This is a genomic window from Neoroseomonas soli (assembly GCF_018129065.1).
Classification (GTDB): domain Bacteria; phylum Pseudomonadota; class Alphaproteobacteria; order Acetobacterales; family Acetobacteraceae; genus Neoroseomonas; species Neoroseomonas soli.
This window is the reverse complement of sequence record NZ_JAAEDM010000064.1, coordinates 1-16,279: the sequence shown is the minus strand read 5'-3', so window position 1 is coordinate 16,279 and position 16,279 is coordinate 1. Positions and strand designations below refer to the sequence as shown.

Annotated in this window: 16 protein-coding genes; 6 read left to right on the top strand and 10 right to left on the bottom strand. The window is 71.4% G+C overall.

Features of this window, described 5'->3' with window-relative positions:
- The first annotated feature begins 12 nt into the window (after positions 1–12).
- The 3 genes from GXW76_RS18975 to GXW76_RS18965 all read left to right on the top strand — a co-directional run bounded on the left by GXW76_RS18975 (position 13) and on the right by GXW76_RS18965 (position 3,507).
- On the top strand, positions 13–978 hold the full coding sequence (locus GXW76_RS18975) for a Bug family tripartite tricarboxylate transporter substrate binding protein (RefSeq protein WP_211863672.1): 966 nt from the start codon (positions 13–15) through the stop codon (positions 976–978).
- A complete protein-coding gene (locus tag GXW76_RS18970) occupies positions 978–1,970 on the top strand; it encodes an NADPH:quinone oxidoreductase family protein (protein ID WP_211863671.1) in 993 nt (330 codons plus the stop codon). Before GXW76_RS18975 ends, GXW76_RS18970 begins: the two co-directional genes overlap by 1 nt.
- A gap of 151 nt (positions 1,971–2,121) precedes the next feature.
- Positions 2,122–3,507 (top strand): MFS transporter, encoded by a 1,386-nt coding sequence (locus tag GXW76_RS18965; RefSeq protein ID WP_211863670.1) that lies wholly within the window; start codon positions 2,122–2,124, stop codon positions 3,505–3,507.
- Positions 3,508–3,579: 72 nt separating this feature from the next.
- Here GXW76_RS18965 and GXW76_RS18960 read toward each other — a convergent pair whose 3' ends face one another.
- From GXW76_RS18960 to GXW76_RS18935, 6 genes are all read right to left on the bottom strand, one after another.
- Positions 3,580–4,314 (bottom strand): ABC transporter ATP-binding protein, encoded by a 735-nt coding sequence (locus tag GXW76_RS18960; RefSeq protein ID WP_211863669.1) that lies wholly within the window; start codon positions 4,312–4,314, stop codon positions 3,580–3,582.
- A complete protein-coding gene (locus tag GXW76_RS18955; protein ID WP_211863668.1) occupies positions 4,311–5,066 on the bottom strand; it encodes an ABC transporter ATP-binding protein in 756 nt (251 codons plus the stop codon). The genes GXW76_RS18960 and GXW76_RS18955 overlap by 4 nt, the downstream gene beginning before the upstream one ends.
- Positions 5,063–5,938 carry a branched-chain amino acid ABC transporter permease gene (locus tag GXW76_RS18950; RefSeq protein ID WP_211863667.1) on the bottom strand — a complete coding sequence of 292 codons (876 nt, stop codon included), beginning with the start codon at positions 5,936–5,938 and terminating at the stop codon, positions 5,063–5,065. Before GXW76_RS18950 ends, GXW76_RS18955 begins: the two co-directional genes overlap by 4 nt.
- Positions 5,935–6,804, bottom strand: coding sequence for a branched-chain amino acid ABC transporter permease (locus GXW76_RS18945; protein ID WP_211863666.1), 870 nt, complete (start codon positions 6,802–6,804; stop codon positions 5,935–5,937). Before GXW76_RS18945 ends, GXW76_RS18950 begins: the two co-directional genes overlap by 4 nt.
- Before the next feature lie 7 nt (positions 6,805–6,811).
- The gene (locus tag GXW76_RS18940) at positions 6,812–7,939 is read right to left on the bottom strand and encodes an ABC transporter substrate-binding protein (RefSeq protein ID WP_211863665.1); all 1,128 of its coding nucleotides are present in this window, start codon (positions 7,937–7,939) and stop codon (positions 6,812–6,814) included.
- A gap of 79 nt (positions 7,940–8,018) precedes the next feature.
- Entirely contained in the window at positions 8,019–8,957 is a 939-nt protein-coding gene (locus GXW76_RS18935) for an SMP-30/gluconolactonase/LRE family protein (protein WP_211863664.1), read from the bottom strand.
- A gap of 99 nt (positions 8,958–9,056) precedes the next feature.
- Between GXW76_RS18935 and GXW76_RS18930 the strand changes: the two genes are divergently transcribed.
- The 3 genes from GXW76_RS18930 to GXW76_RS18920 all read left to right on the top strand — a co-directional run bounded on the left by GXW76_RS18930 (position 9,057) and on the right by GXW76_RS18920 (position 13,594).
- Entirely contained in the window at positions 9,057–10,700 is a 1,644-nt protein-coding gene (locus GXW76_RS18930) for a hydantoinase B/oxoprolinase family protein (RefSeq protein ID WP_211863663.1), read from the top strand.
- 163 nt (positions 10,701–10,863) lie between these two features.
- A complete protein-coding gene (locus GXW76_RS18925) occupies positions 10,864–12,924 on the top strand; it encodes a hydantoinase/oxoprolinase family protein (protein ID WP_211863662.1) in 2,061 nt (686 codons plus the stop codon).
- Positions 12,925–12,928: 4 nt separating this feature from the next.
- On the top strand, positions 12,929–13,594 hold the full coding sequence (locus tag GXW76_RS18920) for a hypothetical protein (RefSeq protein WP_211863661.1): 666 nt from the start codon (positions 12,929–12,931) through the stop codon (positions 13,592–13,594).
- Here GXW76_RS18920 and GXW76_RS18915 read toward each other — a convergent pair.
- From GXW76_RS18915 to odhB, 4 genes are all read right to left on the bottom strand, one after another.
- Positions 13,557–14,210, bottom strand: a complete 654-nt coding sequence (locus GXW76_RS18915; RefSeq protein WP_211863660.1) for an HD domain-containing protein — start codon at positions 14,208–14,210, stop codon at positions 13,557–13,559. The two genes, GXW76_RS18920 and GXW76_RS18915, sit on opposite strands and share 38 nt — an antisense overlap.
- A 4-nt stretch (positions 14,211–14,214) precedes the next feature.
- On the bottom strand, positions 14,215–14,607 hold the full coding sequence (locus GXW76_RS18910) for a hypothetical protein (protein WP_211863659.1): 393 nt from the start codon (positions 14,605–14,607) through the stop codon (positions 14,215–14,217).
- A 351-nt stretch (positions 14,608–14,958) separates the two neighbouring features.
- Positions 14,959–15,153 (bottom strand): hypothetical protein, encoded by a 195-nt coding sequence (locus GXW76_RS18905; RefSeq protein WP_211863658.1) that lies wholly within the window; start codon positions 15,151–15,153, stop codon positions 14,959–14,961.
- A 195-nt stretch (positions 15,154–15,348) separates the two neighbouring features.
- A partial coding sequence (odhB, locus tag GXW76_RS18900) for a 2-oxoglutarate dehydrogenase complex dihydrolipoyllysine-residue succinyltransferase (protein ID WP_211863657.1) occupies positions 15,349–16,279 on the bottom strand: 931 nt, incomplete at its 5' end.

Here is a 16,279-nt window from a genome sequence, read left to right as displayed (position 1 = left end):
GAAGGGATGTCCATGAACATCACACGCCGCGCCGCGTTCACGCTTGCGCTCACGCCGCTCGGCGCGCCCGCGCTGGCGCAGGACTGGCCGAACCGGCCGGTGCGCTGCATCGTCCCCTATCCGCCCGGCGGACCGACCGACCTGGTGGGCCGCGTGGTGGCGCAGCGCGCGCAGCAGGAACTCGGCCAGCCGCTGGTGGTGGAGAACAAGCCCGGCGCCTCGGGCACGATCGGGTCTGCGGAGGTGGCGCGCGCGGCGCCGGACGGGCAGGTGTTCCTGGTGAATGCCTCGGCGCATGTCATCATCCCGCACATCAACCGCAACATGCCGTATGACGCGCTCAACGACTTCACGCCGGTGACGAATATGGGGATGGTGCCGCTGGTGGCGCTGGTGAACCCCCGCCTGCCCGTGCGCTCGCTGCGCGAACTCGCGGACTACGCGAAGGCCAATCCGGGTCGGGTGTCCTACGCCTCGTCCTCGATCGGCGGGGCGCAGCACCTGGCGGGCGAGATGTTCAAGCAGATCGCGGGCCTGGACATGGTGCACGTGCCCTACCGCGGCGCCGGGCCGGCGATCCAGGACCTGATCGCCGGCAATGTCCATGTGATGTTCGACAGCGTGCCGGCCGGCGCCGGCGCGGTGCGGGAAGGGCTGCTGCGGCCGCTGGCGGCGCTCGATGCGCGCCGCATCGCCGTGTTCCCCGACCTGCCGACCACGGCCGAGGCCGGTTTCCCGGACCTCGTGATCTCCACCTGGTACGGGTTCTGGGCGCCGCCGCGCACGCCGGCCGCGATCACCGGGAAGATGCAGCGCGCCATCGCCGTGGCGGTGCGGGACCCGGAGGTGCGGGCGCGGCTGGCGACGCTCGGCGCGGATCCGGTGGCGAACACGCCGGCCGAGTTCGACGCCTTCTGCCGCAGCGAATCGGCGAAATTCGGCGCCATCGTGCGCGCCGCCAACATACGGATGGATTGATGCGCGCGATTCTGTGCGAGTCCTGGCGGCCCTTCGACGAGCTGGAGCTGAAGGACATCCCGCCCCCGCCGATGCGGCCGCGCGGCGTGCGCATCCGCGTCGAGGCGTCCGGCGTTTCCTTCGCCACGCAGCTCGTTGTCGAGGGCAAGTATCAGCGCAAGCCGCCGCTGCCCTTCGTGCCGGGAACCGAGGTTGTCGGCACCGTGTTCGAAGCCGCGCCCGATGCCGATGCGCCGCCGGTCGGCACGCGCGTCTTCGCCGTGCTCGACTGGGGCGGCTATGCCGAGGAGGCGATCGCGGACGACATCCACGTCATCCCGATCCCCGAGGGGCTGCCGGCGGAAGCGGCGGTGGCCTTCCCGATTTCCTATCCCACCGCGGGTTCGGGGCTGCTGTGGCGCGGTCGGATCGCGGCGGGCGACTGGGTGCTGGTGCATGGGGCCGCGGGTGGCGTCGGGCTGGCAGGGGTGGAAATCGCCAAGGCGGTGGGCGCGCGCGTCATTGCCCGCGCCGGGGCGGCGAAGCATGGGCTGTTGCGGGCACGCGGGGCCGATGTCGTGCTCGACAGCGCGCAGCCCTTCCGCGACGCGGTGCGCGAGGCGACGGGCGGGCAGGGCGTCGCCTGCGTGCTCGATACCATCGGCGGTGATGTGTTCGAGGATTCGCTGCGCTGCCTCGGGGATGGCGGCACGCTGGTGGTGGTGGGGTTCGCGGGCGGCGGGATTCCGACCGTCGCGGCGAATATCCTGCTGCTGAAGAACATCGCCGTCGCGGGGGTGAATTGGGGCACCTATGTCGGGTGGTCGCCGGGGGACAACCGGCGCGTCCATGCGGCGCGGGCGCGGGAATTGTGGGCGCAACTCATGGCCTGGTGGCAGGCGGGGAAGCTGAAGCCGGAAGTGCATGCGGGGTTTCCGCTCGGACAGTTCCGGGAGGCGATGGCGGAAGTGCGCGGCAGGCGCAGCGTGGGGCGGGTGGTGCTGCGGCCGTGATGCGCAGTGCGGAAGCGCGGGGGAGGGGAACCTCCCCCGCCCCCCCTCCCTTCTTTGGCTTCTTGGCTCTGCCCCCGGCTGTCAGTTCCCAATGGCCAAGGAAGGTTGAGGGGGGTGTGGGGGGAGAAGTTCCCTTCTCCCCCCGCTTCGCATGAGCGACCACCGCGGCATCGCCCTGATCGTCGCCTCCGCCCTGTTCATGCAGAACCTGGACAGTGCCGTTCTCGCCACGGCGCTGCCCGCCATGGCGCGGGACTTCGGCGAGGACCCGGCGCGGCTCGGTGCCGCGATCACGTCGTATCTTGTCGCCCTGACGGTCTTCATTCCCTTCTCCGCCTGGATCGCAGACCGCTTCGGGGCGAAGCGCGTCTTCATGTTGGCGATCCTGGTCTTCGTCGCGTCCTCGATGCTGTGCGGACGGGCGCAGGGGCTGGGGGAACTGATCGCCTTCCGCGTCATGCAGGGCCTGGGCGGCGCGATGATGGTGCCGGTCGGTCGGCTGCTCCTGCTGCGGGGGGTGGCGAAGAAGGACATGCTCTCGGCGATGGCCTGGCTGACCATGCCGGCGCTGCTCGGGCCCGTGACGGGGCCGCCGCTGGGGGGTGTGCTGACCGACTACTGGTCCTGGCGGGCGGTGTTCTGGATCAACGTGCCGATCGGGCTGATCGGCTTCGCGCTGGTGGCGTGGAAGATCCCGCATGTGCCGCCGACGCGGCCGGGGCCGCCGGATCTGGTGGGCCTTGGCCTGACCGGGACCGCGTTGGCGCTGCTGATGTTCGGGCTGGAGACGGTGGGGCGGCACGTGGTGCCGGGATGGGTGTCGTGGCTGTCGCTGGGGCTTGGCCTGGCGACCGGGGCGCTGGCGATCCGGCATTGCCGGCGGGTGAAGCGGCCGGCGGTCGATCTTTCGCTGTTCAGCATCGCGACCTTCCGCGATCCGGCGGTGGCGGGCAGCCTGTTTCGCACGGGGGCGGGGGCGGTGCCGTTCCTGATTCCGGTGATGTTGCAGATTGGCTTCGGGATGAGCGCGACGCAGAGCGGCTTCGTCTCCTTCGCCACTGCGCTCGGTGCCTTCGCGATGAAGCCGCTGGTGCGGCCGGTGCTGCGGCGGGGAGGGTTCCGGCGAACGCTGATGGTGAATGGCGTGCTGGCGGCGGCCGGCATCGGCGCGCTCGCGCTGGTGACGCCGGCCTGGCCTTCGGTGGCGATCTTCCTGCTGCTGGCCTTGGGCGGCCTGGCGCGGAGCCTGCAATTCACGTCGCTGAACACGCTCGCCTTCGCCGATGTGCCGACGGAGCGGATGTCGGCCGCGACGGCCTTGTACGGGACCTTGCAGCAACTGACGCCGGCGCTGGGCGTGGTGCTGGCGACGGGGACGCTCGAGGTATCGCTCGGCCTGGCTGGCCGGGAAGCACTGCTGCCGGCGGATTTCTCGCTGGGCTTCGTGGTGGCGGCGGTGGTGGTGGTGCTTTCCATCCCGCTGCACGCCCGCTTGCCGGCGGATGCAGGCGCCGAGGTTTCGGGCCATCGCGGATGACGGTTTCCAAAGGCCTTTCGGCCTTTGGTGGGGAGAGGTCCGGAGAGGGGCGACGCCCCTCTCCGCGTCCCGTCAGAAGAGTTCCATCAGCTTCGTGTGGTCGTCGAGTTCGGACGGCGCGCCCTCGAAGATGAACTTGCCGGACCGCATCACCAGCACGCGGTCCGAGACGGAGAAGGCCTCGCGGACATTCTGCTCCACCAGCAGGATCGCCATGCCGCGGGATTCGCGCAGCGCCGCGATCGGCCGGATCAGATCCTGGAACAGCTTCGGCGCGAGGCCGATCGATGGTTCGTCCAGCAGCAGCACGCGCGGCCGCGTGAGCAGCGCGCGCCCGATCGAGACCATCTGCTGCTGACCGCCCGAGAGCGTGCCCGCGCGCCGCGTACGGAATTCCTTGATGCGGGGCAGCACGTCGAGGACTTCCTCGATCCGTTCGCGCTGCCCGGATTTCGGCACGCCGGCGGACCAGAGGGCGAGGCCGAAGATTTCCTCCACCGTCAGGTCGGGGAAGACGCCGCGGCCTTCCGGCACCAGCGCGACGCCGGTGGCGCCGAGGGCGGCGGGCGTATGGTTCGCGGGGGTGCTACCGAAGATGCGCATGGTGCCGGCGGAAGGCCGGTGCAGGCCGAAGAGCACGCGCAGCAGCGTGGACTTGCCCGCGCCGTTGTGGCCGATGAGGCAGAGGATCTCGCCGGCCTTCAGGTTCAGCGAGACGTCCTGAAGGACCTCGCGCCCGCCATAGCCCGCGGAGAGGCCGAGGGCCTGGATGGCGAAGTCACCCGCCGTCTGGTGCGACGCGCTCATGCGGCCTCCTGCGGCCGGTCGCCGAAATAGATGGCGGCGAGCGCCGGGTCGCGGAGGATGGTCTCGGGGTCGCCTTCCGCAAGCACCTTGCCCTGGTCGAGGAAGGCGATGCGGTTCGACAGTTCCACCACCACGTCGAGGTTGTGCTCGATCAGGCAGATCGCGACGCCGCGCGCCTGCGCGTCCTTCAGCAACTGCCCGAAGCGCAGGCGGGAGGCGAGGTCGAGGCCGGAGGCGGGTTCGTCGAGCAGCCAGATATCGGCCTCTGCGGCGAGGATGCGCGCCATGGAGAGGAACTTGCGCTCGGCATAGGCGAGGTCCACCGCGCGCGCATCGGCGAGCGCCGTCAGGCCGGTCGCTTCCATCGCGGCATCGGCGCGCTGCTGCCGCTGTGCCCGCGCGCGGGTGCCGCCGGGCTGCCAGAACCAGGATGCGGTCTCGGTCGCCGCCAGCACGTTCTCCCGCACCGTCATGTGGGTGAAGAGGCGCAGGTCCTGGAACGACCGCGCAACGCCCAGCCGCGCCACCTGCCAGGGCTTCATGCCCATGATCGGCCTGCCGCGGATCTGCGCCGCGCCGGAATCGGCGCGCAGGTTGCCGGTGATGAGGTTGAAGGTCGTCGTCTTGCCGGCGCCGTTCGGCCCGACCAGCGCGGTGACCTGCCCGGCATGGAGGGAGAGCGAGACGCCCGCCACGGCCTGCAACCCGCCGAAGGCACGGGCGAGGCTCTCGGTGCGAAGGACCTCGGTCATGCCGTGGCCCTCCCCTTGGAGAGGTCGCCGACCAGCCCGGCGGGGCGGAAGACCATCAGCAGGGTCATCGCGAGGCCGTAGATGATCTGCTGCACGGCACCGACCTCGGTGGCCGGGATGAAGGGCAGGAAGGCGAGGCCCGAGGGCAGCGCCAGCAGGATGATGGCGCCGATGACCGGCCCCCAGAGCGTGCCCGTGCCGCCGATGATGACCATGGCCATGATGAGCACCGACTGGTCCATGGTGAAGGATTCGACGTTCACGAAGGACAGGTGCAGGGCGAACAGCGCGCCGCCGATGCCCGCCCCGGCGCAGGCGAAGGCGACCGCGAGCGTCTTGGCGGCGGCGACGTTCTTGCCGAGCGCCTCGGCCGCGCTTTCCGCGTCGCGGATGGATTGCAGCGAGCGGCCGAAGGCGCCGTGCTGGAGCCGCGCCGTCAGGAACAGGATCAGCGCCAGCGCGACGAGCGCCAGCGGCAGCACGCCGACCTCGATGCCGAACAGGGTCGGGCGCGGGATGGCGACGAGGCCGCCGATGCCGCCGGTGAAGGCCTTGGCCTCGGCGAACAGGGTCGTCGCCATCATCTGCAACCCGAGCGAGGCGGCGACGAAGTATTCCCCCCGCACCCGCAGCGCCGGCAGGGCGAGGCAGAGCGACAGCCCGCCCGCCACGATGGCCGCGACGATGCAGGCGAGCAGCGCATCCGGCACCAGCAGCAGCGCGACCTGCGCCCCGGCATAGGCGCCGAGGCCGAAGAACACCGCATGGGCGACGGAGAAGATCCCGGCGAAGCCGATGATGAAGTTCAGCGTCGCGGCGAGGATGCAGAAGATGGCGACCAGCGTCGCCAGGTTGGCGGCGTATGCGATCATCGCGTCTGTGCCACCCCGAAGATGCCGCTCGGGCGGAAGATGATGAAGGCGAAGAGGACGAGGAAGGAGACCGCCTCCGCCCATTGCGTATCGACGAATTGCAGCGCCACCGATTCCGCCACGCCCAGCATGAGCCCGGCCAAGGCCGCCCCGCGCAGGGAGCCGACGCCGCCGACGATGGTCGCGGCGATGGAGATCAGCATGACGTGGTGGCCGATGGCCTCGTTCAGCCCGGTCGTCATCGCCGTCAGCACCGCGGCCGGCGCCGCCATGGCGGAGCCGAGCGCAAAGGCCAGCATCGACAGGCGGTTGGAGGACAAGCCATAGGCCCGCAGCAGGTCCGGGTTCTGCGCCAGCGCCCGCAGCGCGACGCCCGCATGGGTGCGCGTGAGGAAGGCCGAGAGCGCCGCGAAGAGCACCACCGCGACCGCGATCGCGATCCAGAAGATCGGTGCGAGGAAGACGTCGGGCAGGACCTCGGTCGCGCGCGAAAGGGATGTGTCCACGGCGGCGAAGCCGCGCCCGGCGAACATGCCGATCAGGTTCTGCACCACCACCGCCACGCCGAAGGCAGCGACGAAGACGGTGAAGAAGGACCCTTCGTGCCGCTGGATCGGACGATAGACGAAGCGTTCCATCGCCAGGCCGAACAGCGTCGCGGCGACGATGCCCGCGAGCGCCCCCGCCCACCAGGGAATGCCCGCGTTCCAGCAGAACAGGAAGGCGTAGCCGGCGAGGGTGAAGGATGTCCCGTGCGCGAAGTGGAAGATGCGGGTCGCGCCGAAGATCAGCGCGAAACCCGCCGCGGTCAGCGCATACAGGGCACCCGTCTGGATGCCCTGCAGCAGGAGCTGGAGGAAGAGCACGCGCGCCTCAGGCGATCGGAACGACGCGCCCGCCGCGGATCTCGTTGACCTGGATCTCCGAGGAGATGTTGCCCAGGTCATCGAAGCGGCCCTTGCCGCCCACCAGGTCGAATTCGCGGACGCGGAGCAGCGTCGCGCGCAGGCTGTCGCCGTTGACGGTGCCGTTCTCGCGCTCGATCTCGCGCGCGAGCAGGGCAAACAGGCGCACGGCATTGTAGTAGTTGGCGTTGTAGGCGCCGGGCTCGCCGCCGTGGCGCGCCTTGAAGTCGGTGGCGAAGCGGCGGGTGATCTCGGACCCGCCGGTGTAGTCGAACTTCTGGCTGGTGAAGATCACGCCCTCGGCTTCCGGCAGGGTACGCACGGAATCGATCGACAGCGCCGAGTAGCCGACCAGCGGCTGGGTGATGCCGTTGTCGCGCAGCCCCTTGATGATCTGCGCCTGCTGCGCGCCGAAGGAGGCGACATAGACCGCATCCGGCCGCGTCTGGCGCACGCGCGCCGCGATGGGGCCGAACTGCTGCGCCGTGCGCGGGATGGAGAAGGTGCCGGCGAGCTCGCCGCCCGCCTTGGGCAGTTCCGTCCGCAGCAGGCCGAGGATGGCGTCGCCCAGCGGGTCATCCACATAGACCAGTGCGATGCGCTTGAGGTTCCGCCGGATCAGGAAGGGCAGGAAGGCCTGCGTCTCCAGGTGCGCGAGCGGGATGACGTTCCAGAAATAGGGCGAGAGGCCCGAGAGGTCCGGCCCCACCGCGCCGCCGTTGACCATCACGGTCTTGGCGCGGTCGCCGACCGGCGCGACGGCCTTCGACACCGCCGTGAAGCCGACCAGGACGTAATGCGCCTTGTCCACGTTCACGAGCTTGGTCATGCCGATGACGCCCTGCTGCGGCAGGGCCTGGGTGTCCTCGGCCTGGATGCGCATGGGCCGGCGCAGCGTGCCGTCGGCGCGGGCGTGCTCGATTGCGAGCGCCGCGCCGTCGGTGAAGAGCTTGCCATATTCGCCGTTCGGGCCGCTCATGGGGAAGAGCGTGCCGATGACGTAGGGGTCGCCCCCCTGCGCGAAGGACGGGCGGACGAACGGCGCGGCCAGCGCCGTGCCGAGCAGCGCGCGCCGCGCGATCTGCGGACCGGTCATGGACGAATTCCCTCTCATATTCAGCGGCGCTCGCGGCGCCGTTCGCAGGCGCACACAGTCAGCGGGCGCCCTGGCGCTGTCAACCGTGGGGCAGGCGCAGGCCGGGCTCGTCCCATTGCATCGCGGCGAGCTTTCCGCTGGTCGAGAGCGTGATGTAGGCGGTGCGCATGTCCGGGCCGCCGAAGCAGATGTTGGTCGGCATGCGCTCGGGCATTTTCACCACGCGCAGGATCTCGCCGGAGGGGGAGACGGTGGTGATCTCGCCTGAGACGAGAGTGGCGACGATGATGTTGCCGGATGCCGCGATGGCCAGGCTGTCGAGGCGGCGGTAGCCGGGGAACTGGCAGAGCATCCGCGCGCCGCTGACCGACGGCCAGGGTTCCTTCTTCAGCTTCCCCGGGCCTTCGATGTCCCAGGCCCAGAGGCGGCCGGTCTCGGTTTCCGCCACATACAGCGTCCGGCCGTCGGGGCTGACGCCAATGCCGTTGGCGCCGCCGAAGATCGGGAAGGCGGCCTCGATGACCTTCGATCCGTCCTCCGCGGCCCAGTAGGCGCCACCATGGTCGCGGTCGCGCGCGCGCACCTTGCCGAGGTCGCTGAACCAGAAGCCGCCCTGGCCGTCGAACATCAGGTCGTTGGGGCCGCGCAGGGGGCGGCCGTCGCAGGCGCGATAGAGGGTCTCGATGGCGCCGGTCGCGGGGTCGATGCGTTCGATCCGGCCGCCGGAATAGTCGGGGGACTGGCCGGAGGGGCGCAGCAGGCCCGGTTCCTCGTGCCAGGAGAAGCCGCCGTTGTTGCAGACGTAGAGCATCCCGTTCGGCCCCAGGGCCAGTCCGTTCGGCGCGCCGGTCACGGTGGCGATGGTGGACTTGGCGCCGTTCGGGGCGACGCGGGTGATGCGGCGGGATTCGAGTTCGACCAGCGCGACGGAACCGTCCGGCATCGCCACCGGGCCTTCGGGGAAGCGCAGCCCGTCGGTGACGATGCGCAGGTCCGGGTTCTCGACGGTGACGGTCATGGCGGTTCCTTCCCCTGGGTGTTGCCGTGGATCATGGCGCGGCGCGCCCGGCCTGCGAAGCCTTGACGCGGATGCCGTAGCGCCTGAGCGTTCGGCCCCATGACCACGCCCGATCCCGTGACTCTGTCCGTCCTCGACAACCGATTCCGCGCCATCGTCGAGGAAATGGGGGAGGCGATGCTGCGCACCGCCTATTCCCAGATCCTCAATTCCTCGCGCGACTTCTCGATCGCGCTCTGCGACGGGCAGGCGCGGCTGCTCGCCCAGGCGGACCACATCCCGGTCCATGTCGGCGCCATGCCATTCGCGGTGCAGGCGGTGCGGGAGGCCTTCGGCGAGACGGTGCGCGAGGGCGACATCTACCTGCTGAACGACCCCTACCATGGCGGGTCGCATTTGCCGGACCTGACGGTGATCGTGCCGGTCTTCACGGCGGGGCGGCTGGTCTTCTGGTCGGTCGTGCGTGCCCACCACACCGATGTCGGCGGCGCGACGCATGGCGGCTACAACCCGGCCGCGACCGAGATCTGGCAGGAAGGCCTGCGCATCCCGCCCATCCTGCTTGGCCAGGGCCGCACGGCGCGCGAGGACCTGGTGCGCATGATCGCCACCAACACCCGCCTGCCGCGGGAGGTGCGCGGCGACCTGATGGCGATGATCGGCGCGGCGCATCTCGGCGAGCGGCGGCTGCTCGCGGTGCTGGGCAAGCACGGCGCGGAGGGCACGGTGGCGGCGGTGGACGCCATCCTCGCGCTGTCGGAGGCCCATGCGCGGCGCATCCTGTCCACCTGGGCGGATGGCGAATGGCTGGGGGAGGCCTTCCTCGACGATGACGGCTTCGGCGGCACCGACATCGCCATCCGCGCGCGCGTGACCAAGCGCGGCGATTCGCTGACGGTGGACCTGTCCGAGAGCGACCCGCAGACTCCGGGCTTCGTCAATTCGTCCTACCCGAACATGGCGTCTGCCGTACGCATGGCCTTCGCCTTCCTGCTCGACCCGGAGGTGGCGAAGAACGATGGCTGCTTCCGCCCGGTCGATATCGTGGCGAAGGAAGGCACCGTGGTCTGGGCGCGGGAGGGCGCGCCGGTGACCATGTGCACCTCCCATTGCTCGAACGAGATCGTCGAGGCGGTGGTCAAGGCGCTGGCCAATGCCTGCCCGGACCGCGCCATGGGCGGCTGGGGACGGCGCTTCCGCCTCGCCATCAAGGGGCGGGATGCGCGGCGGCCGGACCGGCCCTTCGTCTGGCACCTGTTCCACGCCCGGCCCGGCGGCGGCGGGTCCCCGAAGGGCGACGGCTGGTCTACGGCGGGCGAGTGGCATTCCGCCGGCGGCCTTAAGTTCGGCAGCGTCGAGATGGCCGAGGCACGCTTCCCGCTGTTCTTCGCCAAGCACGAATTCCGCCCCGGCAGCGCGGGCGACGGGACATATCGCGGCGGCCTCGGCGGCGAACTGGAATTGCGGCTGGAGACGGACGGCCCGGCGGTGGCGAACACGGCGGGCGATGGCGTGCGCCATGGCGCGGCGGGGATGCTCGGCGGCCGCGATGGCGCGCCGCATCACTACACGCTGAACCGCGCGGACGGGACCTCGCGCGACCTGCGCACCAAGGAGGTCGGCATCCCGCTCGCGCCCGGCGACGTGCTGCATGTCCGCGCCGGTGGCGGGGGCGGATGGGGGCCACCCGAGAAACGAGATCCTGCGGCGCGCGCGGCCGATGCGGCGGAGGGGCTGCTGTGATGCGGGCGCTGAAGGTCGGGGGGAGGGAACTCCCCCCGAACCCCCCTCCTTCTTTTGTCACCTTTGCGCTGGCCCTCGACGTCAGTTCCCAGGAATCCAAAGAAGGGAGGGGGATCGGGGGAGGTTCTCCTCCCCCGACCTTCCTTCACTTCGGAGCGCATCCATGAGCGCGACCTATCGTATCGGCGTCGATGTCGGCGGCACCTTCACCGACGTGGTCTGCGTCGCCGCGGATGGCGTGACGACGCTCGCCAAGGCGTCCTCCACCCCCGCCGACCAGAGCGAGGGCGTGGTCGCCGGGCTGTCCGTGCTGGCGGATCGGCTGGGCCTGTCGCTCGCGGACCTGCTCGCGCGCACGGAGCGCATCGTCCACGGCACGACGGTTGCCACCAACGCGCTGCTGGAACGGCGCGGCGGCAAGGTCGCGATGCTCACGACCGAAGGGCACCGCGACGTCATCGAGATGCGCGAGGGCCTGAAGCCCGAGCGCTACGACCTGCGCCTGCCCGCCGCACCCGCCCTGGTGCCGCGCCGCCTGCGCCTGCCGGTGCGCGAGCGCATCCGCCCCGACGGCCGCGTCGAGACGGCGCTCGACCGCGCGTCGCTGGACGCCGCCATCGCCACCTTGAAGGCGGAGAAGGTCGAGGCGGTCGCCATCTGCTTCCTGCATTCCTGGCGCGACGATGCGCATGAACGCGCGGCGGCCGATGCCGTGCGCGCGGCGCTGCCCGGAATCTTCGTCACCACCTCGGCCGAGGTGCTGCCGCAGATCAAGGAATTCGAGCGCTTCTCCACCGCCTGCGTGAACGCCTATGTCGGGCCGGTGGTGTCGCGCTACCTCGCGCGGCTGCGCGGGCGGTTGTCCGAGGCGGGCTATGGCGGCCAGGTCTTCGTCATCCTCTCGCATGGCGGCGTCGCGCCGGTGGAGGAAGCCGCGCGGCTGGCCGCCGGAACCGCGCTTTCCGGTCCCGCGGGTGGCGTCGCGGCGGGCGTGGCGCTGGCCGAACGCGGTCTGGGGCAGGATCTCATCACCTTCGACGTCGGCGGCACGTCCACCGACATCGCGCTGGTCCAGGATGGCGAGGCCGCGCTCGGCCGTGGCCGCACCGTGGGCGGGGAGCGGATCGCGCTGGAGAGCCTCGACATCGTCACGCTCGGCGCGGGCGGCGGGTCGATCGGCCATGTCGGCGCGGGCGGCACGCTGCAGGTCGGGCCGCGCAGCGCCGGCGCCGTGCCGGGGCCGGTCTCCTACGACCAGGGCGGGACGGAACCGGCGGTGACCGACGCCAACCTGGTGCTCGGCTACCTCGACCCGGACAACTTCCTCGGCGGGGCGCGGAAACTGGATCGCGCGGCGGCGGAACGGGCCTTCGGCGTGCTGGGGCAGCGGCTTGGCCTCGATGCCATGGCGACGGCGGAGGGCGTGCATCGCCTCGCCAATGTCCGCATGGCGGACGGCATCCGCGTCGCCACCGTGCGGCGCGGCGTCGATCCGCGCGACTTCACGCTGCTCGCCTTCGGTGGCGCGGCGGGGCTGCATGCTTCCGCGGTGGCGCGGGAACTCGGCATGCGCCGCGTCGCGGTGCCGGTCTTTGCCGCCGGACTTTCCGCCTGGGGCATGCTGCACACCGACCTGCGCTACGAGATGGCGCGCAGCGAACTCGGCACCGGCGGCGTGCCGGATGACGCCGCGCTGCGTGCCATCTGGGCCGGGCTGGAACAGGAAGGCCGCGCTCGTGTCGCCACCTGGTTCGGCGGCGAGGTCGAGACGAAGCGCGCCGCCGACATGCGCTACGGCGAGCAGGTCTTCGAGATCGCCGTGCCGTTGGAAACCGTGGACTGGGACGCGCCTGGCCTGGCGAAGCGCGTGACCGAGGCCTTCCATGGCCGGCACGAAGCCCTCTTCACCTACGCGCTGAAGGGGGAGGAGGTGGTGCTGGTCAATGCCCGCCTCGCGGTCATCGGCCGCCTGCCGCCCATGCCGGAACCCGAGGCCGCGGCCGGTGGCGCCTCGGCCGCGCCCTTCGCCCGCCGCCGCGCACGGTTGGCCGGCGCGGATGCGGAACTGCCCGTCTACGATTTCGCCGCCCTGGCGTCCGGGCAGGACATCGCCGGCCCCGCCATCGTGGAGAGCGACACCACCACCGTGCTGCTGCTCCCCGGCGACGTCGCGCGCATGGACGGGCGCGGCTGGCTCACCGTCACGCTGCCCGAGGAGGCATAGCCCCATGGCCGACTGGACCCCGCCCGCAGGCAACGGCCCCCGTTGGATCGCGGCCTGCGTGGTGGGGCTCGCGGTCGGCCTGCCGCTCGCCACGCTGTGGAACGTCGTGCTGCTGCCGCAGGCGATGCCGGAGGCCGGGCGGCTCGGCATGCTGGTCATGCTGCTGCGCGCGCTCGCGGGTGCCATCGCCGGCGGATGCCTCGGGTTGGCGCAGGCCGTGGCGCTGATGAGGACCTATCCCGGCTTCCCCGCGCCGCTCTGGATCGGGGCGACGGCGGCGGCGGGCTACGCGGCGGCGCTCGTGACCATCCTGGTCTACGGCGTGCTGACCAGCTGGGCGGCCGGCATGACCATCGCGACCTTCGTGGTGATCGCGGCCCTGGTCACGAGCGTGGTCAGCGGCCTGACCTACGGCCTCGCCCAGGGCCGGGTGCTCGGCCGGGTGGTGGCGGCGCAGGGGACCTGGGCGTGGCTCGTCATGCTGGGCTCGATGCTCGGCGCGCTGCTCGGCAGCGCGCGCTGGCTGCTGGGCGTGACGGCGACCGACGCCACTTCCCTGGTGACTGGCGGGATCATCGGCGGCGCGCTCGAAGGGCTGGCGCTCGGCCTGGTGACGGCCGGCGCCTTCCGCGTCATGCCGCCTCGGAGAGCGCCGCGATCTCAGCCGTGAGATTAGCGCGCGCCGGCGCTTCGTAGATCGCGGCGAGGCGCGTGCGGAACAGCCGGTCCGTCGCCGCGAAGCACGCCAGCACCTCGCGGCGGCCCGAGCGCCAGGCGGCTTCGCTCACCGCCGCGTATTCCTGCCGCAGCAGGCCCGTGTTGCGCGCGAAGACCTCCGGTCGTTCGGCGAGCGGCGTCAGGTCCAGGTCCAGCAGGCGTAGCACGCGGCAGTCGGTCCCGGCATAGGCGTAGTGGTCGGCGGTGGCGAGGATCGCCCCCCGCACCCAGCCCGTCGCGCCCGGCACGAGAGCGGCGAGCAGCTCGGCCGACCGCGCCTCGTTGTCCTTCGTCAGCGGTTCGTAGACCGCGTCGTGGAACAGGATCGCCAGTGCCATGTCGCGGTCGCCCGGATCACCGCCATGCATCAGGTGGCGCAGCCAGAGCAGCCCGGCATGTGCCGAGTCGTGGTAGGCGCGGTGCGGTTCCTGGTAGCGCCGGACCAGTTCCGTCGCCGCGATGGCCGGCAGGTCGGCGCGGGCGAGCAGCGCGCCGAAGCCGGCGCGGCACTGTTCGCGATCGGCGGCAAGGGCGAGGGCGGCCTCGGCCTGGGGGCTGCATCCGGTCATGGCGCTACCCCGCGCGCCGGTATTCGGTGGGGCCGCCTGAATCCTCGAGCAGGAGCCGGTCCTCGCCGTGCAGGACGTAGCGGTAGGTCTCGCCCGGCAGCATGCCGATGGCGGTGCAGCCGAGCAGCCCGCAGGCGCGGCGCGGTGCCCAGTCCTCGATGGTCAGGCGCAGCCAGGGGCCGCTGCCGGCCATCATCCAGCGGCCGGACACGGTCATGTCCGTCCCGCCCGGGCCGAGGTCGCGGCGTGCGAAGGCGCCATCCGCCGAAAGGGTCAGTTCGACCGCCTGCCCGCCCTGGCTGGCGAGCCAGGTGCCGACGAGGGGATTGGCCCCGGCACCGGCGGGCGGCGCGGCGAACAGCATCAAGGCAATGGCGAGGCGTCCCGTGGCGGCCATGGCATGCTCCATTGTGGGAAGGCCGGACGCCGCAGGATGTGCGCTGGCGCACGCCGCTGCGATGAAGTGCTTCAGGGCAAGGTGAGGAGGTAGCCGGGCGGGGCGCGGCCCCCGCCGTTCGGCATGGCGGCGCCGGCATGGGCGGGCCGGGGTCCTGCGGGCCGGGAAGGCCCTGGTCTCCCAGCCGGCGCATGGGATGCGCGTGACGTGGGTGCCGGGTGGCGCAGGAGGGCCCCGCGGCAGTCCCTTCGATGGCCTCGGCCGGCGGAAGGGCGGATGGAGGGCAGCAGGTGCGCCTCCGGCCCGGCACGGAGGCGAAGGGGAGGGGCGGGGCCCCTCCCACGACGCGGGCTACCTCTTTGCGGCGACGCCCAGTTCGGACTCGAGCTCCCGGATCCGCTGGGTCAGGGCGGTGCGCATGGACGGCGCGGCGTGCGGCTTCAGCCCGGCCAGCGTGTCCTTGAGCTCGCGGAGCAGCTTCTCCTTCTCCGCCTGGCTGCGCTGGATCGGGCGCGCGTCGGAAAACTGGCCTTCACGGCTGCGCATGGTTGGTTCTCCTGCGTATGGCATGGCGCGGCACGCCCGGCGCGGGCCGCGGAAAGGTGAAGGCCGCCCACGTCGGGATGACGTGGCGCGGCCTCCGTGCTCGACCCTGCGGGATGTCCGCAGGGCCCGGATGGACGGGGGTGTGCGGCCCCGTGGAAACGGGGCCACGCCCCCGTCCACGAGACGGATGGCGGCTTAGATGTCGAGCATCAGCCGGCGCGGATCCTCGATGCTCTCCTTGACCCGCACGAGGAAGGAGACGGCTTCCTTACCATCGACGATGCGGTGGTCGTAGGAGAGGGCGATGTACATCATCGGCCGGATCTCGACCTTGCCGCCGATCGCCATCGGGCGCTCCTGGATCTTGTGCATGCCCAGGATGCCGGACTGCGGCGGGTTCAGGATCGGCGTGGACATCAGCGATCCGTAGATGCCGCCATTGGTGATGGTGAAGGAACCGCCGGCCAGTTCGTCGAGCTTGAGCGCGCCGTCGCGGGCCTTCTTGCCGAAGGCGCCGATGGTCTTCTCGATCTCGGCGAAGGAGAGGGTGTCGGCATTGCGCACCACCGGCACGACCAGGCCGGACGGGCCGCCCACCGCGATGCCCATGTGGACGAAGTTCTTGTAGACGATCTCGTCGCCGTCGATCTCGGCGTTGACCGCGGGGAATTCCTTGAGCGCGGCGACGCAGGCCTTCACGAAGAAGGACATGAAGCCGAGCTTCACGCCGTGCTTCTTCTCGAAGGCGTCCTTGTACTCGGCGCGCAGCGCCATCGCCGCGCCCATGTCCACCTCGTTGAAGGTGGTGAGCATGGCGGCGGTGTTCTGCGCTTCCTTGAGGCGGCGCGCGATGGTCGTGCGCAGGCGCGTCATCTTCACGCGTTCCTCGCCGGCTTCCAGCGCGCGCGCCGCCTTGGGCGCGGTCGCGGCGGCCGGGGCGGCGGCGGGGCGCGCGAGGAAGTCGAGCACGTCGCCCTTGGTGATCCGGGCGTCCTTGCCCGTGCCGGCGCCGATGGCGGCCGCGGTCGCGCCGGTCTCGGCCATCAGCTTCGCGGCGGCGGGCAGCGGGGCATGCGTGCCGGGCACGGCGACGGGGCCGGTCACGGCGCGCGGCGTCTCGACATGC